The following is a 25,464-nucleotide window of genomic DNA, read 5'->3' on the forward strand; positions in this document are numbered from 1 at the left end:
CGAATTCCGGCTGTTCCAAAGGCGCTGTGTCGCATAGCATGACGTCATGGGCGGCCTCATCGACGGCCGGACAGCCAGTGCGATGCCCGGGTTGGATATCGCTGAACAGAAGTCGTGGCAGAACTTCATGGATTCGGCGTTGCGGATGTATGCGACGCTCAACCGCCGACTGACCGACGCACACCAGCTGTCGCTGTTCGACGTCCGAGTGCTGGAGATGCTCGACAACGCGCCCGCCGGGTCGGCCCGGATGGGGGATCTGGCCGAGGCACTGCCGTCGCTGCCGAGCCGGCTGACCCGGCAGATCCGTCGCCTGGAGGTTCAGGGGTTGGTGCGGCGCGAGGCCAGCCGCGACGACCGGCGCGGCGTGGTGGCCGCCATCACCGACGACGGCAGGACGGCGGTCCACCAGGCGATGGCCACCTATGCGCAGGGTGTACGGACCTACTTCCTCGGCCAGTTGTCGCGGTCGCAGATCACCGCGATGGGCGAGAACTGCCGGCGCATAAGCACCGCGCTGAAACTGTCCGGCCGGTCATCGAAGCTCTGACCCCCGTTACGCTTGTCGGCGGTGGCGTGGCAGAGCGGCCTAATGCACTCGCCTTGAAAGCGAGAGACGGCTAAAACCGTCCGGGGGTTCAAATCCCTCCGCCACCGCTGAATCTGGTCAGACCTGGTCTGGTCCAATATGCTGTCCTCATGGTCGCCGACACCGTCAACGTCTACGACGCGAAGACAAACTTTTCGCGCCTGCTCGCCCGTGCAGAAGCCGGAGACGAGATTGTCATCAGTCGGCACGGCCGGCCTGTCGCGCGCCTGGTCCCCTACAGGCCCGACCGGGTCGAGCGAAAACCGGGCCTGTTGAAGGGCAAAATCAAGATCGCGCCTGACTTCGACGATTTCTCGGCCTCCGATGCACGCGACTGGTATGGGGCATGAGGGGGCTCCTCGACACTCACGTTTTACTTTGGTGGCTCGCTGACGACAGGAAGCTCTCACCGGCTCATCGAACGATGATCGCGGAACCTGACAACGAGCTCTTCGTCTCCGCTGTCACCGTCGCCGAAGTTGCGATCAAGGCCTCGCTGGGAAAGCTGAAAGCTCCCGGCTTGCACGAGGCGCTGCATGAGGCGGGCATTTATGAATTGCCTTTCACCGCAACACATGCCGAAACTCTGGGCGAGTTGCCCTGGCACCACCGAGATCCCTTCGATCGGATGCTCATCGCCCAGGCGATCGCCGAACGCTTAGACCTGGTGACAACAGACACTCGGCTGCAGGCTTATCCAGTCGTCTGTGTGTGAAGCTCACCGCACCCGCGGGATCTCGGCGGCGATGAGGTCCATCAGCGCCGTGTAGCGCTTGGGCGCAACGTCCCTGCCGGGCTTGCCGCTGCTGACCAGGCCCGCCGCCAGCTTGCGCTCCGGATCGGCCCAGATGGCGCAGTTGACCAGACCTAAGTGGCCGAATGCTGCGGGGGCGTTGCGGCCGAACGGCCCGAACCTGGTGGAGCCCAGCATGAATCCCGTGCCCCAGCGCAGCGGCGCCCCTCCGGTCGCCACATCCGGTCGCAGACGCCGGCATTCGCGCACCGCACCACGCAACGTCTCGGGCCGCATGACCCGAACCCCGTCGAGTTCGCCTCCGCGGCGCCAGATTTCGGCGAAACGCGACAGCTCGTAGGCGTTCGACACCGTGTTGGATGACGGGACAACCGTGGTGAGGAACATCGGTGTGTTGGAAAGCGGGATGATCTGGTGCACCGTACCGCCGATCGCCTTGCGGAAGGCTACTGCTATCGGGGCGGGTAGTTGCCTGCCGGTGGCGTGGCTGGGTGCGACGAGCGGGAGATCCTGTTCTGCAACACCGAAATTGGTCCAGCGGAAGCCCAGCGGGTCGAGGATCTCGGCGGCCAGAATCTCCCGGATGTCCTTGCCGGTAGCGGCATAGACGATCTCGCGCATCAGCGGACCCCACGTCAGCGCGTGATAGATGTGGATAAGCCCCGGCCGGTACAGCGGCCGCAGCTTGCCCAGCTGTTCCTGCGCGTACTCGTGGTCGTCGGCCCTTTTGAGGTCCGGCCTGGGGCCGGTCGGGAACGGGACACCTGCGCTGTGCGTCAGCACGTGGCGGATCGTGGTGCGGTCCTTGCCGTGGCTGGTGTAGGTCGGAATGTAGTCGCACACCCTGTCGTCGAGCGAGAAGTGGCCGCGTTCGACCAGCATGTGCACCACGGTCGCGGTGATCGCCTTGGCCGTCGAGTACACGCAGAACGGGGTGTCTGTCTTGACGGGAATCTTCTCGGCGTCGGGCGGATCGGTGGGGCCGCTGCCCCAGGCGTGCCCGATCGCACGGTTGAGCACCACTTTGCCGTCGCGCCACAGGCACAGCTGAATCGCGGGATGCATCCCCGCCTGATACCAGTAGCGGGCCGCCTGCCAGATGCGCTCGACCGCCGCGGGGTCGACCCCGGACTGGTCCTCGTCACCGACCGCGGTGACGGCGTCGAGATCGGCCGGGACGCGAATCGAGCCTTCGGAATTGCCCATGCCGCGAGGTTACGGCGTGGCGGTCGCGGCGCGGACGTACGCTCTCGTTATTTCGCCGCAGGGAGGGGTGCCATGCCGTTGTTCAGGAAGCGTCGGCCCGCGGAGACGACGCCCGGGTGGGCTTACGAGGCACCGCCGCTCGAACAGATGCGTGACCAGCCGGCATCCAGCGTCGCGCCGCACGCTGGGCTTACGGCCGAGGATGTCCGCAATGTGGCGTTCAACAAGCCGCCCATCGGGAAGCGTGGTTACAACGAAGACGACGTCGACGCGTTTCTCGACCGCGTCGAGCAAGCACTGCGAAATCCGTCGGCCGGCATTCTCACGCCCGCAGATGTCCGCAGTGTGGTGTTCAACAAGCCGCCCATCGGCAAGCGCGGCTACAACGAAGACGAGGTCGACGCATTCCTGGATCGCATCGAGGAGCAGTTGCAACAGCGACGGTGAGCATCAGTGCAGCGTCGGTGCGTAGCGCAGCACAGCACCTACGCCGTCCGCCGGCGCGATGCGTTCGTCCGTGCGAACCAGCGACGCGCCGACCGAAACCGCGAACAGCGGCAGGGCCTCGTCGGCCCGCAGCGTGCGATCGGCCGCGGCGCCCTGCTCGGAGAGCACATTCGCGTTGGGTGCGACGGTCGTCAGGTCCTGGTCGGAGACCACCGTTTCGTCGCCGATGTCGCCGATGATCAGCGTTTCCACCGCGCCTTGGCGCAGCGCCGAGCACACCGGCCCTAGCCCTTCGGCGGCCAGCCCGGACTGCCTGCCGATCTCGGCCGCAAAACGCTGGGCGGCGTCGTCGAGGACCGCCAGCCGCCGCTTGAGCAACTCCTGCTCGATCGCGTCCTGCACCTCATCGAAGTCGTGGCCGCTGTGCCGCGCGCCGACCTCCAGCGGCACCGCCAGCGCCTTGACCCGGTCGGCCAGCGTCGTCAACAGATCCGAGCGCGACCGCACCTCGCCGACCACGAAAACGACGTCCGCGCTGGCGTCGTCGACCAACTCCGCGACACGGTCGGCGACCGCGCGCAGGTTCTTGCGGGCCGCTTCGTCGGTACGCAGCTGCGGATCGCCGTATCCGGCGGTCTCGGCCCCCGACGCCTTGTGCACGGGATGGCCGCCGCCGTCAACGGTTTCCGAGCGGAGCGTGCCCTCGACGTGCACGGTGATGTCGGCGCCGGTGTGGTCGACGGCCACCAGCACATAGGCCGGGTTGTCGAAGCCGTGCTCGACGATCGGCACGATGTAGGGCAGTTCCGAGACCCGGACCACCGGGGCGGCGGTGGGGCGCAGCAGATGCTCGTTGAGGACGACGCCGTCGGCGCCGGCGACTATGCCGCGCCCGCTGCGGCCGATCGGCGGGCGCAGATCCATCACGGCGCGTTCGATATCGGCTGTCACCGCGTCGCTGAGTCCCTGCTCGGCGAGCTGTTCCCGCACAGCGCGCCACTTCAGCTCGAGCTGGGTCTCGGCGTCCTGGGTGTCGTGGGTGTCCTCGAAGTAGACCGATGCGAACGGCCCTTTGGTGTTCAGCAGCGGGCGGAAGCGTTCGGAATCCATGCCTGGTTGGGTTGCCCACACGGTCGGCGGACAAACGGGCTCACTCGGTGTGTTCGAAGAACCGCCATTCGCCGTCGATGTTGACTTCCATTCGCCAGCCGAGCTCGTCCTTCTCGGCCTTCTGGTCGACGAACCAGGCGTGCGCGTCGTCGGCGCTTTCGATGTCTTTGGTGGCGACGACCTCGCCGTGCGGGTTGATCACTCGGTAGTTGGACATAACCGAGTGTTCCCGGGTTCAGGCCGTCTTACTCCCCGGTGAACTCTGGGGGCCGCTTGGCGAACGTCGCCGCGATCCCCTCGGACAGATCCTTGGACGGCAGAAACGCCGCATTCCACGCCGCCACGTAGCGCAGGCTCGCCGACACCGCCGAAATCCGTTGCTGGTCAAGGACATCCTTGATGCCGTGCACGGTCAGCGGCGGGTTGGCGGCGATCTCCGCGGCGGTGGCGTGCGCGGCCGCCAACGTGGCGTCGGCGTCGTCGAACACGTCGTTGACCAACCCGATTTTCTCCGCCCTCGCGGCGTCGATGTCCTTGCCGGTCAGCGCCAATTCACGCAGATGACCGTCATTCAGGATCAGCGGCAGCCGGGCCAGGCTGCCGACGTCGGCGACGATCGCCAGTTTGACTTCGCGGACGGAGAACTTGGCGTCGGCGCTGGCGTAGCGGATGTCGACCGCCGAGATCAGGTCGACGCCGCCGCCGATGCACCAGCCGTGCACCGACGCGATGGTCGGGGTGCGGCAGTCGGCGACGGCAGTGATCGCCTTCTGCATACGCAGCACCGTTTGGTGGAAGTCGGCCCGGGGCCGCGCCGACGCGCCCTCGGTCATGACGCTGGCCAGCGACCCGCCCATGGCGGGCAGGTCCAGACCGTAGCTGAAGTTGCGGCCCGACCCGGTGAGCACAATGGCTCGCACATCGCGGTCGGCGTCGAGTTCGGCGAACAGGTCGGGCATCTCCGACCAGAATGCCGGCCCCATCGCGTTGCCCTTGCCCGGTCCGATCAGGGTGACCTGCGCGACGTGGTCTTTGGTTTCGACTGTGACGGATTCGTACGGCTGGCCCATGGCCAGACCGTACCGTGGACGTCATGTCTTCCGACCTGCGGCCCGGCCCCGACTCACCGCCCACCGACGAGCTCGCCAGCGCAGAAGCCACGCTCGGTGTACTGCAGCGCGTGCTGCATCCGATCGCACGCGACGACCTGGCCAAACCCACCCCGTGCTCGGAATTCGACGTCGCGAAGCTGACCGATCATCTGCTGAACTCCATCACCGTGCTCGGCGGCGCGGCCGGCGCGGAGTTTCCCGACCGCGATCCAGAGGACTCGGTGGAGCGGCAAGTGATCGGCGCGGCTCGGCCCGCGCTGGACGCCTGGCACCGCCGCGGGGTGGACGGCACGCTCACGATCGGCTCCAACACGCTGCCTGCGGCGGCGGCCGCCGGCATCTTGTCGCTCGAATTCCTGGTCCACGCTTGGGATTACGCGAAGGCGACCGGTCACGATGTGGAGGTCGCGGAATCGGTGGCCGACTACGTGCTGGGATTGGCGAAGAAAAACATTACGCCCCAAGCCCGTTCGGCGGTGGGCTTCGACGACCCCGTCGAGGTTGCCGACAACGCACCGGCCCTCGACCGCCTGGTCGCTTTCACCGGGCGGGTGCCTTAGCGCGAGCGTGCGGCCAGCCGCACACTGGTCGCCGAGCGTGCGTCTAGCCGCACGCTCGAGCGGTCGCGGCTACACCCGCTCGAGGTAGAAGTAGAAGTAGCGGCCGTTGTCGACGACGCCCTTGCCGTTCATGATGCCCATCACGGCGTCGTCGTCGATCCGCTTGAAGTGGTCGTGCACGGGCTGGCCGTCGTAGACCATGGTCGCGGTCACCTCGCCGCGGAACTCCTCGAGCCACAGGCTGGCTTCGCCCTTGCCCATCTTGATGTTGGAGAACCGGTTGCCGTCGTCGTCGAGACACACCAGCGGTTGCACATCGGTAACCGAGTTGAAGGTCTTGCCGAACCAGCGGGACTTCTCGAGTTGGCCGTTCATCCGGTGGCCGGTGACGAATTCGCCGCCCTTCCATTCGCCGAGCATGCCGTCGAGGGTGGCCGGCGGCAGGCTCGCCCAGTAGTCGTCGAGTTCGGCGTCGGCGATGGTGCCGGTGCGCTCCTTGAATTCGGTGAATTTCTTGCGGGCCAGCTCGTCGCTCATTAAATCCATCCTTTCGCGAATCTCAGCAGGGCGTCGTTCTCCTCCGGCGCGCCGATCGTGACTCGCACACCGTCGTTGGCGAACGGCCGCACCACAATTCGTGCGTCAGCGGCCTGTTCCACGAAATCCTGCGTGCGTTCGGCCAGCGGCAGCCAGACGAAGTTGGCCTGCGACGGCGGCAGCGTGAAACCGGCGTCGCGCAAAGCTTGAGAAACCCGCTCCCGTTCGGCGACGACAGCGTTCGTGCGCGCCAGCAACTCGTCGGCGGCGTCCAGCGAGGCGACCGCCGCCGCCTGCGACACGTTGGTCAACGTGAACGGCACCACGACCTTGTCCAGTGCGGCGATCACCTCCGGGTCGCCGACGGCATAACCCACCCGCAATCCGGCCAGCCCGTAGGCCTTCGAAAACGTCCGCAGCACAACGACATTGGGGTAGGCGCGGACCAGGCCCAGGCTGTCGGGCAGCATGCCGTCGCGGATGTATTCCACGTAGGCCTCGTCGATGGCGATCAGGACGTCCGAGGGCACCGCCTCGACGAACCGGCTCAGCGCATCGGGGTCGACGACCGTCGAGGTCGGGTTGTTCGGATTGCACACGAAGATCAGCCGGGTGCGGTCGGTGACGGCCGCCAGCATGGCGTAGAGGTCGTACGTCTCGTCGCGCAGCGGAACCTCGACGGGCACCGCGCCACAAACCCGCACCTGGAGCGGATACATCCCGAAGCTGCGCCACCCGTAGAGCACCTCGTCGCCGACCGACGCGGTGGCCTGGACCAGGCGTTGGCACAACGCCACCGAGCCGCAGCCGACGGTGATGTGCTCCGGAGCGAAATCCAGATGCTGCGCCAGCCGCGACCGGAGCTCGACGTTGTGGTTGTCGGGATAGCGGTTGACATCATCGAGTGCTTCGGTGATGGCTGCCCGCACACTGGGCAGCGGGCCGTGCACGGTCTCGTTGCTGGCCAGCTTGATCGTGCCCGGGATCGTCTTGCCCTCGACGTAGGCCGCCACCTCGGCCAGCTCAGGGCGCAGGCGGGCGGTCATTTCGACAGCTTATGCAACGGCTGTGTACGCTGTGCTCCGCGGCGGTTCCGGGGCCCGAGGCGGGTCCGGTACCCTCAGACATCCAAGGAGGCGTGCCAGAGCGGCCGAATGGGACTCACTGCTAATGAGTTGTCCTCTTACCGGGGACCGGAGGTTCAAATCCTCTCGCCTCCGCCACCACAAATGAACACAAGCGCCCGTAGCTCAACGGATAGAGCATCTGACTACGGATCAGAAGGTTGGGAGTTCGAATCTCTTCGGGCGCGCTCAGTTGCTCAGCAGATCCAGCATCACATGGCTGGCGATTTTCGCTCCGAACGGGATTGCCGCCGGGTCGACGACGTAGTCGGGGCTGTGCGGCGAATACGGGAACAGCTTGCCGGCCGCCAACGCGTTGGCATACACCTGCGGATCGGCCACACCGAGGAACAAGTAGCACAGCGGCACGTCGGCGTGCGGACCCTTGAGCAGGTGGCAGTCCTCTGAGGCTGTCACCGGCGGCACGTTGGTCAGCACGTTCGCGGATCCGATCGCGCCGCCCAGCGTCGTCGCCACCCGCGAAGCGAGCCCGTCGTCGTTGACCAGCGGCGGCGAGCCGCTCTTCACCGTGATCGTCGGCAGCTGGTCGTCGGGCATCCCGTAGCTGCGGGCAACCCCTTCGCTGACCGCCTTCACGCCGGCAAGCAGCTGCTCACGCACGGCCGGGTTGAACCATCGCAGATTCGCCTGCAGCAGCGCGTGATCGGGGATGACGTTGTGCGACGAGCCCGCCTGCACCGAACCGACCGTCAGCACCGCGGTCTCCTGCGGCGGGATCATCCGGCTGACGATGGACTGGAACTGCACCACGGCTAAGGCGGCCATCAGCACCGGATCCTTGGCCAGCTGCGGCATCGAGCCGTGGCCGCCGACCCCCTTGAACATGATGTCGACCTGATCGGTGCCGGCCATCCTGGGACCGCCCGAGGCCGCCAGCATCCCGACCGGAACGGGGGCGGTGTGCATGCCGACCAGGCAGTCGGGCTTGGGCACCACGTCGTAGAGCCGGTCGTCGACCATGGCCTGCGCACCGCCGATCAACTCCTCGGCGGGCTGGCCGATCAACACCGCGGTGCCCGACCACGCATCGGTCGTCTCCGTCAACACCCGGGCCATCCCCAGCATCCAGGCGACGTGCGCGTCGTGGCCGCACACGTGCGCGACGGGCGACTCGGTGCCGTCGCGCCGGACCCGCACCGTGCTGGCGTAGTCCAGTCCGGTGGCTTCCTCGACGGGAAGAGCGTCCATGTCGGCGCGATACATGACGGTCGGCCCGGACCCGTTGCGCAGGATCGCCGCGACGCCGGTGCCGCCGATCCCGGTCGTCACCGCGAAACCCAGGTCGGTCAGCGCTTGCGCGACGATGCCCGCGGTGCGGGTTTCGGCGAAACCGAGCTCGGGGTGGCGGTGGATGTCCTTGAACACCTCGACCAGGCGCGCCGTGTCGGCGTCCACGAGCGTGTCGATGGCCTGTTGCGGCATGCTAGGCCTCCCTCCGCAAATGAAACGTCATGTCGACCGTGGTTCCCGACGACGTGCAATCCATCTCGAGCCAGTCGCTCACCGCCCGGATCAGCATCAGTCCCCGCCCACGGTTACCCGGATCGGCGGGCGCCGTCTTCCACGAGCCGGAATCGACGATCCGGACCCGCACCTCTGCGCCGTCGCAGGAGGCGTCGACGCGAACCATACCCGGTTCATGCCCCCGATAAGCGTGCTCGATGCTGTTGGCACACGCCTCGTTGACCGCCAACACGATGTCGGCACACAGGTCCTCCGGGACCGCGGATTCCCGCGCCCAGGCGATGAGTCGATGCCGGATATCGGCCAACTCGACTGCGTCAGCGCCTGTTTCGATGCTCAGCGGTCGGTAGGGCCTGCGGTAGACCACGATTGCGACATCGTCGTCGTATCCGTCGGGCGGTGCCATCTCGGCAAGGGCGGCGTCCGCGACGCCGTCCGCTGACAACGACATCCCCGCGGCCACCACCTCGGCGACGCGCGCGATCCCGTCGTCGATCGATGCGTCGCGCCGCTCCACCAGGCCGTCGGTGTAGAGCATCAGCGTGGACCCGGGTGCCACCGTGACGGCCGCCTGCCGACGAGGGCCCCTGCCGTGCACCGCAATTGGCACCGACTGGGCGTTGGAGAGCAGCGTCGGCTCACCGTGCGGGGCCACCAGCACGGCCGGCAGGTGCCCGGCGCTGCTGTAGCACAGCTCGCCAGATGCGGTGTCCAAAATCGCCAGGAACACCGTGGTGCAGAAGGCATCCGGAATGAACTCGGCCGCGACGTCGAGCTGTTCGAGCAGCATCGCGGGTTCGGCGCCGGTCAGCAACAACGCACGCGCCGAGCTGCGAAGCTGACCCATCACCGCCGCGGCGGAAAGACCGCGCCCGACGCAGTCGCCGACGATGATGCCGATCTGATGTTCGCCGACCGGCAGCACCTCGTACCAGTCGCCGCCGATCTCCAGCGGCGGCACGGCGGGTTCGTAGCGGACCGCGAAACCCGCGGGGGGATCGCTGGACGGCAGCATGGTGCGCTGCAGCGTCAGCGATGTCTCGCGGGCGTTCTCGAACTGGCGGACATGCTGGATGGCCAGGCTGAGGTGACCGACCAGCACAGTGACCAGCAGCCGATCCTCGGCGCTGATCCGCCGCGGCGTACCTAGCTCCAACCACAGCGCGACGTCTCCGGCACCCGAGACCACCGCCACAATTCCGCGGGACTGACCGGGGGTGTCCGCCCACTCGACGGTCTGCACCGTGAGTGGCAACTGGCGACGCGCATCCTGAAATGTCTGGCGCAGCAACGGATCCAGCTCGCGCCAGGTGGCGGTGCCGGGTTCGCCGGCCACCAGCACGGTCGGGTCGGCGCCGTTGGCGGTCCACAGGGCGGCCACCACTCGCGAAACGCCGATCGCCGCCCGGCACTCGTCCAGGGTGATCTCGAGCACCTCGGCCACGCTTTTGGCCACCCCCACGGCCGTCGCCAGGCGCAGCACCGCGTTTTCGCGTGCTGCAAAAGCGCGTTCCGCGGTGACGTCGCGAATCGTCCCGACGTACGCGACGCCTTCGGCGCCCTGGGCGGTGACGGTGCTGATGTTCACCGCCACCCAGACGAGATGACCGTCGCGGTTGCGGATCGGCGTCTCGTATTGGACCTGGCTTTCCGAGGTGAGCCGGGTCTGTTGCAGCGCCGCGGTTTTCTTGTCGACCAGCCACGGGTGCGGCCACGGATAGGGCACGCCGTCGGCGGGGTAGCCGGTGATCTTGGTGAATGCCTCGTTGACCTCGATGACCGCGCCGTTGTCGGCGGCGACAAAAAATCCCTCCTGCAGCGAGTTGACCAGTGCGCTGCGAAACTCGTCGCGATCGGCGAGGTCGTCGGCGCGGGCCCGTTGTTCCTCGTAACGTCTTGTGCCGTCGAGAAATCCGCGCGTCGCCACGTCCAGCGGGGCGAGTGTCTGCAGCAGGAATTCCAGCGCCGCCGAGCGGTCGAAGTCGGGTTCGGCCGCAAGCTCGCCGGACAGCAGGACGTGCTTCTCGATGATGTCGAGCATGCTGATCTGTTCCTGCAGGGCGCGCCGGCCGAGTTCGTGTCCGACCGCGAGGTTAGCTTCGCCGCGCGGCTGCAGATACGTACGCAGCGCGGCGGCGTACTCGACATGGAAATCTTCGGCGCGGCTCATCCCGTTGTGCCTCGATGCCGGGCGGCCAGCACCAGCGCGTCGTCGGTCTGCTTGCTGTGTCGGCTCAGGATCTGCTCGGCGATCACCGCAGTGGGGGCGGCGAAGTCGACGGTGTCGAGGTGGTCTTCGGCGATCCCGTCGCTGGCGATGACGAGCAGGTCGCCGGGACGGATCGGCACTTGCTGCGGCGCTATCGCATCGGGTAGCCGGTATCCGACGATGCCGCCGGAAAGGCGCGCGGACGAACGCACTTCGACGCCGGCGGGATGTTTGGCGACGAGGTTGGCGCTGACGTTGCCGATGCCAATCCACCGCAGCGTGTCGGTGCCGCCGAAGTCGATGCGGGCCAGCGTCATCGCGGCTCCCCGGGTGCCCGACAGCGCGCGGTGGCACAGCTGGACCAGCACCTCGAGCGGCTCTGCGCGGGCGTCCTGCAGGACGCTCACCCCGCACAGTGCCGCCGTTGCGGCGTCCTCACCGTGACCGAGCCCGTCCAGCACCCCGATCAGCGCCGCGGTGCCGTCCACCGCGACCGCGATCGCGTGGTCGCCGCAGACCTGCTCGCCCGGTCGCGGGCGTGACGCGGCCGCCCACTCGAGCGGCCCGAGCCGGCCGTTCTCACTCATTGGGCGGAATCCATTTCCACATCTCGACTATCGTCCCGCGGCCCGGGGCGGATTCCACGGTCAGCCGGTCCATCAATCGGCGAGCCCCGGGCAGCCCCATGCCCAGCCCGCGGCCCGTCGAAAACCCGTCCTCCATCGCTCTTTCCACGTTGGCGATGCCCGGCCCGTGATCTTCGGCGCGCACCACCAACGCCTTGCGTCCCTCCCTGTCTTGCACGCTGATCTGAACCTCGCCGCGCCCCGCGTAGCTGGTGATGTTGCGGGCGATCTCGGAGATGGCCGTGGCGATCATCGTCACGTCGGTCAGCGTGAAACCGAGTTCGCGGGCCAGGCGATGACCTGCCTGGCGCGCGGCGACGATGTCGTCCGAATTGCCGATGTCGATTTTCAGCTCGACACCGATGTCATCCGCCACTGTCACGTCCGATCGACTTTCGCAGCGACAGTTGCCGATTCAGCAGCGCGAGGCCCTCCTCGAGGTCGAGCGCCGTATACATGTCGTCGAACGCCAGCCCGAGCTGAACCATCGCGAACGCCACTTCGGGTTGCAGGCCCACGATCACGGTGTCCGCGCCGCGCAGCCGGGTCATGTGCGCGATCGTGCGCAGTGATCGGGCGGCAAACGAATCCATCACGTCGATGGCGGTGACGTCGACGATGATGCCCTGGGCGCGGAAGCGGCTGACCCGCTCCATCAGATCCTGGCGGAGCCGCTCGGTGTCGGAGTCGGTGAGCGCGGCCTGCACGGTCGCGATCAGAATCGCGCCCTGCTTCAGGATGGGTACTGGCATGGGGCGCTCGTAATGGGGGTGCTCACCCGCTCTGCTCGCCGGTGCGGGTGACTTCGTAACCCAGCAGCCGCTCGGCCTCTTCGATGCCACCTTGCAGGTCGCCGACCGCGTTCATCTTCGAAAGATCCAGCCCGATCGTCACCAGAGTCAGCGCGATTTCGGACGACAGACCGGTGATGATCACGCTGGCACCCATCAACCCCGACGCGTCGACGGTCTGCACCAGGTGATTGGCCACCGTCGAGTCGATGGCGGGCACACCGGTGATGTCGATGACCACCACCTTCGCGCGGTTGGCGCGGATGGCGCGCAGCAGCTGCTCGGTGACCTGCCGGGCGCGCTGGCTGTCCAGGATGCCGATGATCGGCAGGATCAGCAGCTGCTCGCGCACCTGCAACACCGGAGTGGACAGCTCGCGGATGGCCTCCTGCTGTTGGCGGATGATGCGCTCACGCTCTTGGACGAAGCTGACCGCCACGGTGTTGGCAATGCGGTTGGCGGCCGGTTCGTAGGCGTCGAGCACCCGGTTGAGCATCTCGAAATCGGATTGGTACTTCTCGAACAGCGAGCGGGCGAGCACGTCGCGCAGCAGCAGCACAATGCCCACCACCTCGTCGGTCTCGACGCCCCGCGGGATGATGCGTTCGGACAGGTCGCGCGCGTAGGCCTGCAGCGCCTCGACGCTGCCTGTCTCGAGTACCTCGACGTAGTTGTCGTAGACGGCGGTGGCCTCGGAGAAGAGCTCCTCCGGCGTCATCGCGGTGAGCAATTCCGCCTCGGTGATGCGACGGGCCCATTTCTCGCGCAAGGCGGTGCGGTTCTGCCGCAGATGCTGCACCAGTTGGGGTAGCAAACCTTCGGTGGAGACGCCCATTGCCTGGCTGACAGCGCTGGTGCTCGCTAAGCCCGTCGACGGATCCGACATCGAACCTCCCGGCTCCTGCCTGCACCCCCCGGCGGTGGCCCGCACATGCTTTGCCCAGCGTAACCGACCGCCAAGCGGCAGTCGTTGAAGTATTATTTCTGGCAGTCTGCGACAGCGGGTTTGGGTCGGCACCACAGCTCGTCGCGCAGCTCAGCGCCGGACGAAGGATGGCCGTTGTCAGCTCCGGATCCGATCAGCACCTCTGTCGAGCATCTCGACGGCGTCGCGGTGCTGACCGTCGGCGGCGAGATCGATTTGAGCACCGCCCCGGCGTTCGAGGCGGCAATCGCCGAAGCGCTCGCCGAGGGCCCGCAGGTCCTCGTCGTCGACCTGTCCGCAATGGAGTTCTTGGCGTCGTCAGGGGTCCGGGTTCTGGCGGCCGCCCACGAGAACCTCGGCAAATCTGGTCAACTCGCAATCGTCGCGGACAGTGCGGTGACCAGGCGCCCGATCCAGTTGCTCGGCCTCGACAAGATTGTGGCGTTGTACCCGACGCTGGACGACGCGCTGGGGGCGCTGCGGACTACCGCCGAGGAGTAGCGCTAAGGCGAGCGCAGCACCTGCCGGGCGATCAAGTCGATCAACTCATGAGCTCCAGCGCTTGCTCGAACAGTTTCACCGTGGCGGCGTGCAGATGGTCGCCGACTTCTTTCGGCGCCTTGCCCGCGCACGCTCGCGCCAGCGTGCCCTCGATGACGATGCCGAGCTTGAAGCAGGCCAGCACGGTGTACCAGGTGATGTGCGACAGATCGCGGGTGGTGTTGGCCGCGTAGCGCTCGAGCAGGTCTTCGGGGCCGGCCAGGCCGCCCATCTCGGTGAGCGTGTGGCCGAACACGCTAGATCCGTCGGACTGCCGCCACGTGGCCAGCATCCAGCCCAGGTCCAGCAGCGGGTCGCCGATCGTGGACATCTCCCAGTCGACGATCGCGACGACGTCGGGCCCGGTGCGGGAGAACATCACGTTGGCGGCGTGGTAGTCGCCGTGCATGATGCCCGGTTTCCACTGCGACGGCCGGTTCTCGTCGAGCCATTTGGCGACGTCGTCGACGCCGGGAATGTCGGGGCCGGGATAGTTCTCGAACTCGTTGTAGGACTCCAGTTCCGAAAGCCACCGTGGCACTTGGCGTTCCAAGAAGCCTTCCGGCTTCCCGAAGTCGGCGAGCCCGACGGCGACGTGGTCGACGGCGCCCAGCTTGGCCAGCGCGTCGGCCATCGAGATGCCCATGCCGAACCGCACGCTGGCGTCGCTGGCGTGCAGCGCGGGCAGCTCTTCGCCGGCGTTGAACCCGTCGACCGGCTCCATCAGGTAGAACACCGCGTCACCGAGCACGCTGGTGTCGTCGCAGGTGGCGATCAGCCGCGGATGCGGCACGTCGGTGCCCGCCAGCGCGCCCAGCACCCGGGTCTCCCGCAAAATCACCGTGTTGCTGCGCGGGCGCAGGTGTTGCGGTCCGCGCCGCAGCACGTATGAGCGGCCGGAGCGGGTGAACCGCAGCATGATGTTCTGCGTACCGCCGCTGATCTCGGAAACGTCCTCCAGCGGGCCTTCGCCGAGGCCCTGCCGCGACATCCATCCCGCGACGGCTTCCAGGTTCTCCACGGTGCAAAAGCTACCGTCTGCGAGGATCGGGCTATGACGCCACCAGTGATTGAGCGTTGGACCGAGATCGTCGAGAACGGGCGGGTCGACGAGCTGGACAGTCTGCTGGCCGAAGACGCCGTGTTCTACTCCCCGGCGGTCTTCACCCCGCAGGAAGGCCGGCAGAAGGCGGCGACCTACCTGCGGGCGGCGGTAAAAGTGTTCGGCGACAACGATTTCCATTACGTCGAGCAGTGGTATAAAGATCGCTCCGCCATCCTCGAGTTCGCCGCGACCATCGACGGCATCTACGTCAACGGGATCGACATGATCCACTGGAACGACGACGGGCAGATCGTATCGTTCAAAGTGATGTTGCGACCGCTCAAGGCATTACAGACGATCATGCCGGCGATGGCAGAACTGTTGCAGCAGTAAGCGTGGCGGATCGACCGGCCCAACTGCGCGACGTGCACGAGATCGCCGCCGCGATGCCGTACGTGCGGCGCATCGAAGGGCCGAAAGGCAATCCGATTTACCAGGTCGGCGGCAAGTCGTTCGTGTTCTTCCGCACCCCGCAGCCTGACGCTTCGGACCCCGAAACGGGCGAGCGCTACGCCGATGTGATCATGATCTGGGTGGACTCGGAGAGCGATAAGTTGGCGCTGGTGCAGGACCCGGATTCGCCGTTCTTCACCACCGACCGCTTCGACGACCATCCGTCGGTGTTGGTGCGGGCCAGCCGGCTGGCCGAGGTCAGTCGAACCGAGCTGACCGAACTCATCCAGGACGCATGGCTGTCGAGGGCGTCGACGCGCCGGGCGGCCCAGTGGCTGGCCGCTCATCGTCCGTAACGGCAGGAGGTAATGGCGATGCCGAGAACCGACGACGACTCGTGGGACATCACCGAGAGCGTGGGATCGACCGCGCTCGGTGTCGCGGCGGCGCGTGCCGCGGAAACCGCCGCCGACAACCCGCTGATCCGCGACCCGTTCGCGCAGGTGTTCGTGGACGCGGCAGGCCGGGGAATGTGGAGCCTGTTCGCCGATCCCGCGCTGCAGGCTCAACTGATCGAGCGTGAACCCGAGCTTCGTACCCGGATGCAGGTGATGGTCGACTTCATGGCCGTGCGGACGGCGTTCTTCGACGAATTCTTTCTTGACGCAGCGCAATCCGGCGTTCGGCAGATCGTGATTCTGGCGGCCGGTCTGGACGCGCGCGCCTGGCGGCTGCCGTGGCCGGATGCGACGACGGTGTATGAGCTTGACCAGGCAAAGGTGCTCGAATTCAAGTCGACAACATTGGCGCAACAGGACGCTCGTCCGACGTCGCAGTTGGTGAACGTTCCGGTTGATCTACGGCAGGACTGGCCAACGGTCTTGCAGCGAGCGGGTTTTGACCCGTCCCGACCTACTGCTTGGTCGGCCGAGGGGCTGGTCCGTTACCTGCCGGCGTGGGCGCAGGATCTGCTGTTCGAGCGCATCCATGCGCACAGCGCGGCGGGCAGCTGGCTAGCCGTCAACGCTCCCGCCCAGAATTTCCTCGACCCGGATCTCCTGGCCCGCCAGCGCGAACAGACACAACGTTTTCAGGCTGCGGCCGCGGAACTGCTTCACGCCGAGCTGCCCAACGCTGACGATCTCTGGTACCGCGAAGAGCGATCTGATCTCACGGAGTGGCTGCGTCAGCACGGCTGGCAGGTGTCGGCAACCGGCATGGCCGAGATGCTGGCCCGTTATGACCGTGATGTTCCCGCCGAAGACGTAATGCCGCCAACGGTCTTCATCTCCGCGCAGCGGCCAGGCTGACTTTGCGGCGTTTCGAAGCGCCGGAATGCGGGTAGGGCTGGCGGATGAACAGCCCCACACCCGATCCGGCGCCTGAGCGCGGCACTCCGCCAGAATCACCCGAGCGGCTGACACCGGCGGAGCCACCGGAGCGGCTGACACCGCAAGAACCGCCCGAACGGTTGACTCCCGCAGAGCCGCCGGAGAAGTAACACCGACGCAATTCACGTCGCCGCGCTAGGAGCTGCCAAAAGCACGAACGGACCTGTTTAAGGCCCCTATCAGCTAGTGTTTGGAAATCTCCTTTCGGGGTAAACACTGGCCCAGAATTTGTGCCCGGACCAATGGAGGTCACTATGCGGTACGGCGGAATTATCAGCGTCATTGTGCTGATTTGGCTGATCATCGGCGCGGTCGCCGTCTGGCAGCGCGGCTACTTCCAGAGCGAGGCAAAAAGCTGTGCCTCCGTTGGCAACATCGCGCTGACCGTGATCGCCGGGCCCTTGAACTACGCAGGCGTAAACCCGAAAGTCAGTTGTCATTTGCCGGAACCCAGTTCGATGCCGGCAATCAACATCGAACAACTTGTTGGAATGGAGACATCATGATCGTCCTCGGAATCATCTTGCTGGTCCTCGGATATTTTCTGACGGTGCCGGTTTTGGAGGTGCTCGGCATCATCCTGTTGGTCATCGGCGCGGTGTTCTGGATCATGGGCAGCGTCGGGCGTCCGGTCGCCGGCCGGAGATATTGGTACTGACCCGCGCCTGATCTGCTCACAGCGCGCGCATAGGATTGGCACAGCATCGACTCAGTCCGGTGCGCATACTAGAAAGCTGTGAGCCAACCTTCAGCGGAGCGCGTGGTGATGCGCCGTGCGGACGGCAATCCGATCAACGTGCTCGTGGTCGACGACGAAGCCGTGCTGGCCGAGATGGTGTCGATGGCGCTGCGCTACGAAGGTTGGAACATCGCCACCGCCGGGGACGGCACCTCGGCATTGGAGGCCGCGCGCAAGCAGCGGCCGGACGTCGTCGTCCTCGACGTGATGCTGCCCGACATGAGCGGGCTGGACGTGTTACGCAAACTGCGCGAACACAATCCGCAACTGCCCGTGCTGCTGCTCACCGCCAAGGACGCGGTGGAAGACCGCATCGCAGGGTTGACCGCCGGCGGCGACGACTACGTCACCAAGCCGTTCAGCCTCGAAGAGGTGGTGTTGCGGCTGCGGGCCTTGCTGCGGCGCACCGGCGTGACGACGGTCGACAGCGGCGCGCAAATCGTTGTCGGCGACTTGGTGCTCGACGAGGACAGCCACGAGGTCACCCGCGCCGGTGAGCCGATCTCGTTGACCTCCACCGAGTTCGAGCTGCTGCGCTTCATGATGCGCAACGCCAAGCGGGTATTGAGCAAGGCGCAGATTCTGGACCGGGTGTGGAGCTATGACTTCGGCGGCCGGTCCAACATCGTCGAGCTGTACATCTCGTACCTGCGCAAGAAGATCGACAACGGGCGCGAGCCCATGATCCACACTCTGCGCGGCGCAGGCTATGTCCTCAAGCCGGCCCGCTAGCGTGCGGCGGGCCTGGTCACTTCGGGTCCGGCTGCTGGTCGGCCAGGTCATCGTGCTGATGATCGCCTGCGTCGGAATCGGCGCGGTGACCGAGCTCGCGTTGTACCGGTATCTGGTCGGCCAACTCGACGTGCAGGTGCACGAGGCGTCGCATCGGTCGGTGCGCATGTTCGGCGAACCACCACCGCCGCCGGTGCCGTGGCATCATCACCGCGCTCCGAGGCCCGGCCCGGGTCCCGAATTTCTCGACGCGCCGGGCCAACCGGTCGGCATGGTGGCCGCCGTGGTCAGTGGTGGCAGGACCGTCGACGCCGGATACCTGACCACGACGGGTTCGCGAGCTGCCTTGTCGGACAAAGCCAAAGACCAATTGGATGCGGTCGTGCCGAACCGCACACCGGTGACGCGGGATCTCGACGGCCTCGGCCGCTACCGTGTGATCGCGGCCCCCGCGCGGCATGGCGGCGAGGTCATCGTCACCGGGCTGTCGATGTCCAACGTGGACGCCACGATGATCCGGGTGCTGTTGATCTTCGGGGTGGTCACCGTGATCGCGTTGGCCGCGGCGACCACCGCCGGCATCGTGATCATCCGGCGCGCCCTGGCCCCGCTGCGGCGCGTCTCGCAAACCGCGAGCAAGGTCGTCGACCTGCCACTGGACCGCGGCGAGGTGGCGCTGCCGGTGCGGGTGCCCGAACCCGACGCCAACCCGTACACCGAGGTGGGCCAGCTCGGGTCGGCGGTGAACCGGATGCTCGACCACATCGCCGCGGCGCTGTCTACCCGGCAGGCCAGCGAGACCCGGGTGCGCCAGTTCGTCGCCGACGCCAGCCACGAACTGCGCACTCCGCTCGCCGCGATCCGCGGCTATACCGAACTGGCGCAACGGGTTCGGGACGACACAGACGCGGTGGCGCACGCAATGAGCCGCGTGCAATCCGAGACCGAGCGCATGACCCGCCTCGTGGAGGACCTGCTGCTGCTGGCCCGGCTGGATTCCGGCCGGCCGTTGGAGCGTGAACCGGTGGACCTGTCCCGCGTGGCGGTCGACGCGGTCAGCGATGCGCACGTCGCCGGGCCGGATCATCAGTGGGAGCTCGACCTGCCCGACGAGCCGGTGACGGTTGCCGGCGATGCGGCCCGGCTGCATCAGGTCCTGACGAACCTGCTCACCAACGCCCGCATCCATACCGGGCCGGGAACCGTTGTGACGACGGGCTTGAGCGTCGACACGACGCATGCGGTGCTCACGGTGACCGACAACGGCCCGGGGATCCCCGAAACGTTGCAGTCGGAGGTGTTCGAGCGGTTCGCCCGCGGCGACACCTCCCGCTCCCGCAAAGGCGGCAGCACGGGGCTGGGCCTGGCGATCGTGTCGGCGGTGGTCAAGGCGCACGACGGCACCATCGATGTGCAAAGTGCGCCGGGCCACACGGAATTCACTGTGCGACTGCCGCTCACAGCCGACGCATAGCCGCTACCCACTGCAACCCCACAACCACCGCCGACGATCGAAGGCATGACCACGATCGCATTGACCGGTGAGCAGGCACGCGCCGATCTCGCAGCCAAAGCCCGGCCCAACGCCGCCCTGATCGCCGCGGAGCGCGGCGTACCGGTGCTCGACATCGTCGTGCCGGTATACAACGAGCAAGCGGCCCTTGCGGATTCGATTCACCGCCTACACCATCACCTGACCCACGACTTTCCGTTCACCTTCCGGATCACGATCGCCGACAACGCCAGCGTGGATGCCACTCCGCAGATCGCGGCCGCATTGGCCGACGAACTCGCCGAGGTGCGGGCAATCCGGCTGGAGCAGAAGGGCCGTGGTCGGGCCCTGCACGCGGTGTGGGAAACCTCCGATGCGCCGGTACTGGCCTACATGGACGTCGACCTGTCGACCGACCTCGCCGCGCTGGCCCCGCTGGTGGCGCCGCTGATCTCGGGGCATTCCGACCTGGCGATCGGGACACGGCTCGACCACGGCTCACGGGTCGTGAGAGGCGCCAAGCGCGAGGTGATTTCGCGCTGCTACAACCTGATCCTGCGCTCGATGTTGGCCGCCCGGTTCTCCGACGCCCAGTGCGGCTTCAAGGCAATCCGCTCGGACGTCGCGCGACGGCTGCTGCCGTACGTGCGCGACACGGGTTGGTTCTTCGACACCGAGTTGCTGGTGTTAGCCGAACGCAGCGGGTTGCGAATCCACGAGGTCCCGGTGGATTGGATCGACGACCCGGACAGCCGGGTCGACATCGTCGCGACGGCGTTGGCCGACCTCAAGGGAATCGCCAGGCTGCTCAAAGGCTTTGCGCGCGGCGAGATACCGGTCCAGGCGATCGGCGCGCAGTTCGGTCGCGGCGCCGGTGCGTCTCGATCGTTGCTGGGTCAGGCGGTGCATTTTTGTGTGATCGGCGTTCTCAGCACGCTGGCATACCTGGCGCTGTTCCTGTTGCTGCGGCCGCTGGGCGCGCAGCCCGCTAACCTGGTCGCTCTGTTGGTGACGGCCCTGGCCAACACGGCGGCCAACCGCCGGTTCACGTTCGGGGTGCGCGGTCGTGCGGGAGCGGCCCGCCACCAGTTCGAGGGTCTGGTGGTGTTCGCGGTGGGCTTGGCGCTGACCAGTGGTGCGCTGGCCATGCTGCACAACGTCACCGATCCGCCGCGGCTGCTCGAGCTCGTCGTGTTGGTGCTGGCCAATCTGGCCGCGACCGTCGTTCGATTCGTACTACTGCGCGGATGGGTCTTTCATCCCCGTCGCGCCGGCAAGGAGGAACTGCGATGACGCTGGTGGCAGACGTTGCGCCGTCGGAGGTTTCGGCTCCGGTCGCGTACTCGCGGCGACCGCAATGGGAGCGGCGTGCGTTGTGGGGGCTGCTGGCCGCGACGGCGCTGCTCTACGTGTGGGGTCTGAGCGCGGTTGGCTATGCCAACGAGTTCTACGCCGCCGCCGTACAGGCAGGCACGCAGAGCTGGAAGGCGCTGTTCTTCGGCTCGCTGGATCCGGGAAACGCGATCACCGTCGACAAGCCGCCGGCAGCGATGTGGGTGATGGGATTGTCGGCGAGGCTCTTCGGCTTCAACGCATGGTCGATGCTGGTGCCGCAGGCGCTGATGGGTGTCGGTTCGGTGGCCTTGCTGCACGGCGCTGTGCGACGGGCCAGTGGACCGGCCGCCGGCCTGCTGGCCGGGGCGGTGCTGGCGCTGACACCGGTGGCGGCCTTGATGTTTCGCTACAACAACCCGGACGCGCTGCTGGTCCTGTTGCTGGTTGCCGCCGGCTACTGCACGGTCCGCGCGCTCGACGGGTCGTCCGGCCGGTGGCTTGCGCTCGCCGGAACCGCGATCGGGTTCGCTTTTCTGACCAAGATGATGGAGGCCTTCCTGGTGGTGCCGGCGCTGGCGTTGGCGGTGCTGGTCGCCGCTCCGGGTTCGCTGTGGAAGCGGATCGGCAGCCTGCTGGTCGGCTTGACGGCCATCGTGGTCTCGGGCGGCTGGCTGGTTGCCCTGGTAAGCCTGTGGCCCAAGGATTCTCGGCCCTACATCGGCGGCTCCACCGACAACAGCCTGCTGCAGCTCGCGATGGCCTACAACGGCGTCGGCCGGGTGCTGGGCGGGGACGGCAACCACGGCCCGAGCGCCAAACCGGGCGGCGGATCCCCGATGTTCGGTGGCGGGCCGGGCATCACAAGGATGTTCGGGACGTCGATGGGGACCGAGATTTCCTGGTTGCTGCCCGCTGCCCTGATCGGACTGATCGCAATGTTGTGGTTCGTGCGGTCCGCACCGCGAACCAGCCGGCTGCGGGCAGGGCTGTTGCTGTGGGGCGGGTGGCTGTTGGTGACCGCGCTGGTGTTCAGCTACATGCAGGGCATCATGCACCCCTACTACACCGTTGCGCTGGCGCCCGCGGTCGCCGCCGTCGTGGCGATCGCCGCCCGGGAACTGTGGCGCGGCAGGCAATTCGCGTCGTCGCGGGTTGTGCTGAGCGCCATGGTCTTTGCGACCGGAGTGTGGGACTTCGTCCTGCTGGACCGCACACCGGAGTGGCTGCCGTGGCTGCGTTGGACCCTGCTTCTCGGCACGATTGCCGTGGCGGCCGCGCTGCTGATCGGCCGGCCGCTGCGCCGATACCCCGCCGTGCTGGCCGCGGCCGGGCTGCTGTTCGGGTTGGGCGGCACTGCGGCATACACCGTCGAAGCAGTCGCGGTCTATCACGGCGGCGCAATCCCGCGGTCGGGGCCGGCGCACGCGTCGGACCGCGACCACGGCGGTCCGGGACCGCGGCCTGGCGACAACAAAGCCCTGGACGCGCTACTGTTGACGGCCGCCGACAAGCGTTGGGCCGCAGCAACTATCGGCTCACACCTGACCGACAGCCTCGAGCTGAGTACCGGCACGTCGGTGATGGCGATCGGTGGCTTCAGCGGCCAGGACAACTCACCGACGTTGGCGCAGTTTCAGCGGTACGTCGCCGACGGCCAGATTCGCTACTTCATCCCCGATGACGGTCGCGGGCATCCGGGTGGACCCGGTGGTCCGCGGAAACCCGCCGGCACCGCCGCCGCGATTACGGAATGGGTCAAGGCGCACTACCGCCCGCAGAATGTAGGCGGTGCAACCGTTTACGATCTTGCCGCTCAGGCTGCTACGGGCAGGTGACGTCGACCTCGAACGGCTTGCTCACCATGCCTGCCATGGGATTTGACGGATCCACGCCGGTCGCCGTCCCGGTGAACTTGTAGCCGTCGCCGTCCTTCGAGGCTTGGGCGCTGGCTCCGGGACTGCCCTGCTGGTAAGCAAGGTTCACACCGTTGACAGTGCCCAATGCGATCTGGTGAACCACGGGCGGATTGGCGTCGGTGGCCTGGACTGCGACGGCGTTGGACGAGCCAGGCTGACCGATCCCGATCTGGAGTTCGCCCGCCGCCTTTTGGCAGGTGACCTGACCCTTGGCGTTCTGATCCTGGCCGTCGACCACCACCTTGGCGTGGCCCTTGGTGCTGACCTTCTGGCCTCCACCGCCGGAACAGCCCGTCAAGCCCGTGACGACGATCGCCGTCGCTGCTGCAGCGATCGTTACTGAACGTTTCACCCGTGCTCCTTTGTCGTTTCGGCGGCCCGATATTGACGGACCGTTTCGGCAGTATGCAGCTCGGCGGGATCGGGAACATCGGATTCGGCAAAATTTAATTTCCAGGTCACAGAGCCATTTCCGCTCCGATTTCGGTCCGACGTAGATGAATTGCTGGCAGTGTTGTGGCAGTGGAGCCGATCGATGACACAACCGATTTCGCCGATGCCGATCGCGGATTCATTGCCGCGCTGAGCCCCTGCGTAGTCAAGTCCGCCGACGGCCGCGTGGTCTGGGATAACGATGCTTACTCGTTTATCAGCGGCGACGCGCCGACGTCGGTGCATCCCAGCCTGTGGCGGCAGTCGATGCTGAATGCCAAACAGGGCCTCTACGAGGTGGTGCCGGGTATCTACCAGGTTCGCGGCCTGGATCTGTCGAACGTCAGCTTCGTCGAAGGCGACACCGGCATCACCGTCATCGATCCGCTGGTGTCCACCGAGGTGGCGGCGGCAGCGCTGACGCTGTACCGCACCCACCGCGGGGACAGGCCCGTCGTCGCGGTGATCTACACCCACAGTCACGTCGACCATTTCGGTGGTGTCCTCGGCGTCACGTCACAGGCCGACGTCGATGCCGGCAAGGTGGCGGTGCTGGCGCCGGAAGGATTCACCCAGCACGCCGTTCAGGAAAACGTCTACGCCGGCACGGCGATGGCACGTCGCGCAACCTACATGTACGGCACCTCGCTGCCGCGCGGGCCGCAGGGCCAAGTCGGTTGCGGTCTGGGTCAGGCGCCGTCGACGGGTGAGGTGGCGCTCATCGTCCCGACGGTCGATATTCGCGCGACCGGTGAGACGCACACAATCGACGGCGTGGACATCGAATTCCAAATGGCGCCGGGCACCGAGGCGCCTGCTGAAATGCATTTCTATTTCCCGCAATTCCGGGCCTTGTGCATGGCCGAGAACGCCAGCCATAATCTGCACAACCTGCTGACCCTGCGCGGCGCGTTGGTGCGTGATCCGCACGTGTGGTCGGGATATCTCACTGAGGCGATCGACATGTTCGCCTATCGCGCCGATGTCGTATTCGCCTCTCACCACTGGCCCACCTGGGGACGCGATCGCCTCGTCGAGTTCCTGTCGCTGCAACGGGACCTGTATGCCTATCTGCACGACCAGACGCTGCGGCTCCTCAATCAGGGCTACACCGGTGTGGAGATCGCCGAAATGTTCGAGATGCCACCGGCGCTGGACAGAGTGTGGCATACCCACGGGTACTACGGGTCGGTCAGTCACAATGTGAAGGCCGTCTACCAGCGCTACATGGGCTGGTTCGACGGCAATCCGGCCCGGCTGTGGCCGCATCCGCCCGAGGCGCTGGCCAGTCGCTACGTCGACGCGATGGGCGGGGTGGACCGCGTGGTCGAACTCGCCCGGCAAGCCTTCGATTCCGGTGACTTCCGCTGGGCGGCAACATTACTCGACCATGTGGTGTTCACCGACGACACGCATGGCGCCGCGCGCAAGCTCTACGCCGACACGTTGGAGCAGCTGGGCTATGGCGCCGAGAACGCGACGTGGCGCAACTTCTTCCTCTCCGGCGCCGCCGAATTGCGTGACGGCAACTTCGGCACCGCGACGCAAACGGCCTCGCAGTCGATGCTGTCCCAACTGACGCCGGAACAGATCTTCGACACGCTGGCGATCAGCGTCAACGGGCCGCGGGCATGGGATTTGGATCTCACTGTCGACGTGGCCTTCGAGGACCGCGACGCCAATTATCGCCTCACCCTGCGCAATGGCGTGCTCGTGCATCGGCGGGTACCGGCCGATGCGTCTACCGCGAACGTGACGGTGCGGTTGGCGACCACGGTCCGGCTGCTGGCCGCCGCCGCCGGCGATTTCACTTCCCCGGGGCTGGAAGTCACCGGCGATCAGGCGGCGCTGCAGGCGCTGCTCGGTGTCCTCGACCGGCCCGACTCGGCCTTCAACATCGTCACGCCGTGACAT

Annotated in this window: 30 protein-coding genes, 3 tRNA genes and 2 pseudogenes; 21 read left to right on the plus strand and 14 right to left on the minus strand. The window is 66.7% G+C overall.

Annotation, left to right across the window (positions count from 1 at the left end; translation table 11 throughout):
• Positions 1 to 46 precede the first annotated feature (46 nt).
• From MFM001_RS03030 to MFM001_RS03045, 4 genes are all read left to right on the plus strand, one after another.
• On the plus strand, positions 47 to 550 hold the full coding sequence (locus MFM001_RS03030) for a MarR family winged helix-turn-helix transcriptional regulator (protein WP_116373362.1): 504 nt from the start codon (positions 47 to 49) through the stop codon (positions 548 to 550).
• Positions 551 to 570: 20 nt separating this feature from the next.
• Positions 571 to 657 (plus strand) — tRNA-Ser (locus MFM001_RS03035).
• Positions 658 to 699: 42 nt separating this feature from the next.
• A complete protein-coding gene (locus MFM001_RS03040; RefSeq protein ID WP_116373364.1) occupies positions 700 to 939 on the plus strand; it encodes a type II toxin-antitoxin system Phd/YefM family antitoxin in 240 nt (79 codons plus the stop codon).
• Positions 936 to 1,304: a type II toxin-antitoxin system VapC family toxin gene (locus MFM001_RS03045; RefSeq protein WP_116373367.1), complete on the plus strand. Its 369-nt coding sequence runs from the start codon at positions 936 to 938 to the stop codon at positions 1,302 to 1,304. Before MFM001_RS03040 ends, MFM001_RS03045 begins: the two co-directional genes overlap by 4 nt.
• A 3-nt stretch (positions 1,305 to 1,307) precedes the next feature.
• Here the strand turns inward: MFM001_RS03045 and lipE are convergent, their stop codons facing one another.
• The gene (lipE, locus tag MFM001_RS03050) at positions 1,308 to 2,549 is read right to left on the minus strand and encodes a lipase LipE (RefSeq protein WP_116373369.1); all 1,242 of its coding nucleotides are present in this window, start codon (positions 2,547 to 2,549) and stop codon (positions 1,308 to 1,310) included.
• A 147-nt stretch (positions 2,550 to 2,696) separates the two neighbouring features.
• Between lipE and MFM001_RS24735 the strand changes: the two are divergent.
• Together MFM001_RS24735 and MFM001_RS24740 are read left to right on the plus strand one after the other, a co-directional pair.
• Positions 2,697 to 2,837, plus strand: a pseudogene (locus MFM001_RS24735) (DivIVA domain-containing protein); the annotation flags it as partial.
• 30 nt (positions 2,838 to 2,867) lie between these two features.
• A pseudogene (locus MFM001_RS24740) lies at positions 2,868 to 2,981 on the plus strand (DivIVA domain-containing protein); the annotation flags it as partial.
• An 18-nt stretch (positions 2,982 to 2,999) separates the two neighbouring features.
• On the opposite strand, the gene MFM001_RS03060 reads toward MFM001_RS24740, so the two are convergent.
• From MFM001_RS03060 to MFM001_RS03065, 3 genes are read right to left on the minus strand one after another with little or no spacing between them, the layout of a single operon-like run.
• Positions 3,000 to 4,106: a hypothetical protein gene (locus tag MFM001_RS03060; protein ID WP_116373373.1), complete on the minus strand. Its 1,107-nt coding sequence runs from the start codon at positions 4,104 to 4,106 to the stop codon at positions 3,000 to 3,002.
• A gap of 40 nt (positions 4,107 to 4,146) precedes the next feature.
• Positions 4,147 to 4,323, minus strand: a complete 177-nt coding sequence (locus MFM001_RS24580; protein WP_192886830.1) for a hypothetical protein — start codon at positions 4,321 to 4,323, stop codon at positions 4,147 to 4,149.
• A gap of 28 nt (positions 4,324 to 4,351) precedes the next feature.
• Positions 4,352 to 5,176, minus strand: coding sequence for a crotonase/enoyl-CoA hydratase family protein (locus MFM001_RS03065; RefSeq protein ID WP_116373375.1), 825 nt, complete (start codon positions 5,174 to 5,176; stop codon positions 4,352 to 4,354).
• Between the two features lie 23 nt (positions 5,177 to 5,199).
• Here MFM001_RS03065 and MFM001_RS03070 point away from each other — a divergent pair, with 23 nt between their 5' ends.
• Positions 5,200 to 5,778 carry a TIGR03086 family metal-binding protein gene (locus tag MFM001_RS03070; protein ID WP_116373618.1) on the plus strand — a complete coding sequence of 193 codons (579 nt, stop codon included), beginning with the start codon at positions 5,200 to 5,202 and terminating at the stop codon, positions 5,776 to 5,778.
• Positions 5,779 to 5,847: 69 nt separating this feature from the next.
• On the opposite strand, the gene MFM001_RS03075 is transcribed toward MFM001_RS03070, so the two are convergent.
• Entirely contained in the window at positions 5,848 to 6,315 is a 468-nt protein-coding gene (locus MFM001_RS03075; protein WP_116373377.1) for a DUF4334 domain-containing protein, read from the minus strand.
• The gene (gene hisC, locus MFM001_RS03080) at positions 6,315 to 7,361 is read right to left on the minus strand and encodes a histidinol-phosphate transaminase (RefSeq protein WP_116373379.1); all 1,047 of its coding nucleotides are present in this window, start codon (positions 7,359 to 7,361) and stop codon (positions 6,315 to 6,317) included. The genes MFM001_RS03075 and hisC overlap by 1 nt, the downstream gene beginning before the upstream one ends.
• 86 nt (positions 7,362 to 7,447) lie before the next feature.
• On the opposite strand from hisC, the gene MFM001_RS03085 reads away from it, so the two are divergent.
• Together MFM001_RS03085 and MFM001_RS03090 are read left to right on the plus strand one after the other, a co-directional pair.
• Positions 7,448 to 7,538 (plus strand) — tRNA-Ser (locus MFM001_RS03085).
• A 16-nt stretch (positions 7,539 to 7,554) separates the two neighbouring features.
• Positions 7,555 to 7,627: transfer RNA gene (locus MFM001_RS03090), tRNA-Arg, on the plus strand.
• 1 nt (position 7,628) lies between these two features.
• Here MFM001_RS03090 and MFM001_RS03095 read toward each other — a convergent pair.
• The 6 genes from MFM001_RS03095 to MFM001_RS03120 are packed head-to-tail and all read right to left on the minus strand — an operon-like array spanning position 7,629 to position 13,436.
• Entirely contained in the window at positions 7,629 to 8,882 is a 1,254-nt protein-coding gene (locus MFM001_RS03095) for an amidohydrolase (protein WP_116373381.1), read from the minus strand.
• Position 8,883: 1 nt separating this feature from the next.
• Positions 8,884 to 11,094 (minus strand): SpoIIE family protein phosphatase, encoded by a 2,211-nt coding sequence (locus tag MFM001_RS03100; RefSeq protein WP_116373383.1) that lies wholly within the window; start codon positions 11,092 to 11,094, stop codon positions 8,884 to 8,886.
• A complete protein-coding gene (locus MFM001_RS03105; protein WP_116373385.1) occupies positions 11,091 to 11,720 on the minus strand; it encodes a SpoIIE family protein phosphatase in 630 nt (209 codons plus the stop codon). Before MFM001_RS03105 ends, MFM001_RS03100 begins: the two co-directional genes overlap by 4 nt.
• Entirely contained in the window at positions 11,713 to 12,123 is a 411-nt protein-coding gene (locus MFM001_RS03110; RefSeq protein ID WP_116373620.1) for an anti-sigma regulatory factor, read from the minus strand. Before MFM001_RS03110 ends, MFM001_RS03105 begins: the two co-directional genes overlap by 8 nt.
• 1 nt (position 12,124) lies before the next feature.
• On the minus strand, positions 12,125 to 12,511 hold the full coding sequence (locus MFM001_RS03115) for an STAS domain-containing protein (RefSeq protein ID WP_116373387.1): 387 nt from the start codon (positions 12,509 to 12,511) through the stop codon (positions 12,125 to 12,127).
• A gap of 22 nt (positions 12,512 to 12,533) precedes the next feature.
• Positions 12,534 to 13,436: an STAS domain-containing protein gene (locus MFM001_RS03120; RefSeq protein WP_116373389.1), complete on the minus strand. Its 903-nt coding sequence runs from the start codon at positions 13,434 to 13,436 to the stop codon at positions 12,534 to 12,536.
• Between the two features lie 174 nt (positions 13,437 to 13,610).
• Here MFM001_RS03120 and MFM001_RS03125 point away from each other — a divergent pair, with 174 nt between their 5' ends.
• Positions 13,611 to 13,976, plus strand: coding sequence for an STAS domain-containing protein (locus MFM001_RS03125; protein ID WP_116373622.1), 366 nt, complete (start codon positions 13,611 to 13,613; stop codon positions 13,974 to 13,976).
• A gap of 40 nt (positions 13,977 to 14,016) precedes the next feature.
• Here the strand turns inward: MFM001_RS03125 and MFM001_RS03130 are convergent, their stop codons facing one another.
• Complete coding sequence (locus MFM001_RS03130; protein WP_116373624.1) at positions 14,017 to 15,006, minus strand: phosphotransferase family protein; 990 nt, start codon at positions 15,004 to 15,006, stop codon at positions 14,017 to 14,019.
• A gap of 63 nt (positions 15,007 to 15,069) precedes the next feature.
• On the opposite strand from MFM001_RS03130, the gene MFM001_RS03135 reads away from it, so the two are divergent.
• From MFM001_RS03135 to MFM001_RS03175, 10 genes are all read left to right on the plus strand, one after another.
• The gene (locus MFM001_RS03135; RefSeq protein ID WP_116373391.1) at positions 15,070 to 15,453 is read left to right on the plus strand and encodes a nuclear transport factor 2 family protein; all 384 of its coding nucleotides are present in this window, start codon (positions 15,070 to 15,072) and stop codon (positions 15,451 to 15,453) included.
• Positions 15,454 to 15,455: 2 nt separating this feature from the next.
• Complete coding sequence (locus MFM001_RS03140) at positions 15,456 to 15,869, plus strand: MmcQ/YjbR family DNA-binding protein (protein ID WP_116373393.1); 414 nt, start codon at positions 15,456 to 15,458, stop codon at positions 15,867 to 15,869.
• Positions 15,870 to 15,887: 18 nt separating this feature from the next.
• Positions 15,888 to 16,823: a class I SAM-dependent methyltransferase gene (locus MFM001_RS03145; protein WP_116373626.1), complete on the plus strand. Its 936-nt coding sequence runs from the start codon at positions 15,888 to 15,890 to the stop codon at positions 16,821 to 16,823.
• Between the two features lie 44 nt (positions 16,824 to 16,867).
• A complete protein-coding gene (locus MFM001_RS24585; RefSeq protein WP_192886831.1) occupies positions 16,868 to 17,014 on the plus strand; it encodes a hypothetical protein in 147 nt (48 codons plus the stop codon).
• A gap of 132 nt (positions 17,015 to 17,146) precedes the next feature.
• A complete protein-coding gene (locus MFM001_RS03150) occupies positions 17,147 to 17,410 on the plus strand; it encodes a hypothetical protein (RefSeq protein WP_116373395.1) in 264 nt (87 codons plus the stop codon).
• Complete coding sequence (locus tag MFM001_RS03155; RefSeq protein WP_116373397.1) at positions 17,407 to 17,562, plus strand: DUF6131 family protein; 156 nt, start codon at positions 17,407 to 17,409, stop codon at positions 17,560 to 17,562. Before MFM001_RS03150 ends, MFM001_RS03155 begins: the two co-directional genes overlap by 4 nt.
• Before the next feature lie 108 nt (positions 17,563 to 17,670).
• Positions 17,671 to 18,375 (plus strand): response regulator transcription factor, encoded by a 705-nt coding sequence (locus MFM001_RS03160; RefSeq protein ID WP_116373628.1) that lies wholly within the window; start codon positions 17,671 to 17,673, stop codon positions 18,373 to 18,375.
• A complete protein-coding gene (locus MFM001_RS03165; protein ID WP_116373398.1) occupies positions 18,353 to 19,849 on the plus strand; it encodes a cell wall metabolism sensor histidine kinase WalK in 1,497 nt (498 codons plus the stop codon). The genes MFM001_RS03160 and MFM001_RS03165 overlap by 23 nt, the downstream gene beginning before the upstream one ends.
• Positions 19,850 to 19,894: 45 nt before the next feature.
• A complete protein-coding gene (locus MFM001_RS03170; protein WP_116373399.1) occupies positions 19,895 to 21,160 on the plus strand; it encodes a glycosyltransferase in 1,266 nt (421 codons plus the stop codon).
• Complete coding sequence (locus MFM001_RS03175; RefSeq protein WP_116373400.1) at positions 21,157 to 23,037, plus strand: glycosyltransferase family 39 protein; 1,881 nt, start codon at positions 21,157 to 21,159, stop codon at positions 23,035 to 23,037. Before MFM001_RS03170 ends, MFM001_RS03175 begins: the two co-directional genes overlap by 4 nt.
• On the opposite strand, the gene MFM001_RS03180 is transcribed toward MFM001_RS03175, so the two are convergent.
• Positions 23,024 to 23,470, minus strand: coding sequence for a lipoprotein LpqH (locus MFM001_RS03180; RefSeq protein ID WP_116373401.1), 447 nt, complete (start codon positions 23,468 to 23,470; stop codon positions 23,024 to 23,026). The genes MFM001_RS03175 and MFM001_RS03180 overlap by 14 nt on opposite strands.
• A gap of 149 nt (positions 23,471 to 23,619) precedes the next feature.
• Here MFM001_RS03180 and MFM001_RS03185 point away from each other — a divergent pair, with 149 nt between their 5' ends.
• Entirely contained in the window at positions 23,620 to 25,461 is a 1,842-nt protein-coding gene (locus tag MFM001_RS03185; protein WP_116373402.1) for an alkyl/aryl-sulfatase, read from the plus strand.
• Positions 25,462 to 25,464: the final 3 nt, after the last annotated feature.

Origin of the sequence: Mycobacterium sp. MFM001 (assembly GCF_003402475.1) — a bacterium.
In the GTDB taxonomy this organism is placed as follows: Bacteria; Actinomycetota; Actinomycetes; order Mycobacteriales; family Mycobacteriaceae; genus Mycobacterium.

What these genes read in the sequence shown, in the direction of transcription:
- MFM001_RS03030 (WP_116373362.1), top strand. Translation starts at nt 47, where the DNA reads ATGGGCGGCCTCATCGACGGCCGGACAGCCAGTGCGATGCCCGGGTTG.
- MFM001_RS03040 (WP_116373364.1), top strand. Translation starts at nt 700, where the DNA reads ATGGTCGCCGACACCGTCAACGTCTACGACGCGAAGACAAACTTTTCG.
- MFM001_RS03045 (WP_116373367.1), top strand. Translation starts at nt 936, where the DNA reads ATGAGGGGGCTCCTCGACACTCACGTTTTACTTTGGTGGCTCGCTGAC.
- lipE (WP_116373369.1), bottom strand. Translation starts at nt 2,549, where the DNA reads ATGGGCAATTCCGAAGGCTCGATTCGCGTCCCGGCCGATCTCGACGCC.
- MFM001_RS03060 (WP_116373373.1), bottom strand. Translation starts at nt 4,106, where the DNA reads ATGGATTCCGAACGCTTCCGCCCGCTGCTGAACACCAAAGGGCCGTTC.
- MFM001_RS24580 (WP_192886830.1), bottom strand. Translation starts at nt 4,323, where the DNA reads ATGTCCAACTACCGAGTGATCAACCCGCACGGCGAGGTCGTCGCCACC.
- MFM001_RS03065 (WP_116373375.1), bottom strand. Translation starts at nt 5,176, where the DNA reads ATGGGCCAGCCGTACGAATCCGTCACAGTCGAAACCAAAGACCACGTC.
- MFM001_RS03070 (WP_116373618.1), top strand. Translation starts at nt 5,200, where the DNA reads ATGTCTTCCGACCTGCGGCCCGGCCCCGACTCACCGCCCACCGACGAG.
- MFM001_RS03075 (WP_116373377.1), bottom strand. Translation starts at nt 6,315, where the DNA reads ATGAGCGACGAGCTGGCCCGCAAGAAATTCACCGAATTCAAGGAGCGC.
- hisC (WP_116373379.1), bottom strand. Translation starts at nt 7,361, where the DNA reads ATGACCGCCCGCCTGCGCCCTGAGCTGGCCGAGGTGGCGGCCTACGTC.
- MFM001_RS03095 (WP_116373381.1), bottom strand. Translation starts at nt 8,882, where the DNA reads ATGCCGCAACAGGCCATCGACACGCTCGTGGACGCCGACACGGCGCGC.
- MFM001_RS03100 (WP_116373383.1), bottom strand. Translation starts at nt 11,094, where the DNA reads ATGAGCCGCGCCGAAGATTTCCATGTCGAGTACGCCGCCGCGCTGCGT.
- MFM001_RS03105 (WP_116373385.1), bottom strand. Translation starts at nt 11,720, where the DNA reads ATGAGTGAGAACGGCCGGCTCGGGCCGCTCGAGTGGGCGGCCGCGTCA.
- MFM001_RS03115 (WP_116373387.1), bottom strand. Translation starts at nt 12,511, where the DNA reads ATGCCAGTACCCATCCTGAAGCAGGGCGCGATTCTGATCGCGACCGTG.
- MFM001_RS03120 (WP_116373389.1), bottom strand. Translation starts at nt 13,436, where the DNA reads ATGTCGGATCCGTCGACGGGCTTAGCGAGCACCAGCGCTGTCAGCCAG.
- MFM001_RS03130 (WP_116373624.1), bottom strand. Translation starts at nt 15,006, where the DNA reads ATGTCGCGGCAGGGCCTCGGCGAAGGCCCGCTGGAGGACGTTTCCGAG.
- MFM001_RS03135 (WP_116373391.1), top strand. Translation starts at nt 15,070, where the DNA reads ATGACGCCACCAGTGATTGAGCGTTGGACCGAGATCGTCGAGAACGGG.
- MFM001_RS03145 (WP_116373626.1), top strand. Translation starts at nt 15,888, where the DNA reads ATGCCGAGAACCGACGACGACTCGTGGGACATCACCGAGAGCGTGGGA.
- MFM001_RS24585 (WP_192886831.1), top strand. Translation starts at nt 16,868, where the DNA reads ATGAACAGCCCCACACCCGATCCGGCGCCTGAGCGCGGCACTCCGCCA.
- MFM001_RS03150 (WP_116373395.1), top strand. Translation starts at nt 17,147, where the DNA reads ATGGAGGTCACTATGCGGTACGGCGGAATTATCAGCGTCATTGTGCTG.
- MFM001_RS03155 (WP_116373397.1), top strand. Translation starts at nt 17,407, where the DNA reads ATGATCGTCCTCGGAATCATCTTGCTGGTCCTCGGATATTTTCTGACG.
- MFM001_RS03160 (WP_116373628.1), top strand. Translation starts at nt 17,671, where the DNA reads ATGCGCCGTGCGGACGGCAATCCGATCAACGTGCTCGTGGTCGACGAC.
- MFM001_RS03165 (WP_116373398.1), top strand. Translation starts at nt 18,353, where the DNA reads ATGTCCTCAAGCCGGCCCGCTAGCGTGCGGCGGGCCTGGTCACTTCGG.
- MFM001_RS03170 (WP_116373399.1), top strand. Translation starts at nt 19,895, where the DNA reads ATGACCACGATCGCATTGACCGGTGAGCAGGCACGCGCCGATCTCGCA.
- MFM001_RS03175 (WP_116373400.1), top strand. Translation starts at nt 21,157, where the DNA reads ATGACGCTGGTGGCAGACGTTGCGCCGTCGGAGGTTTCGGCTCCGGTC.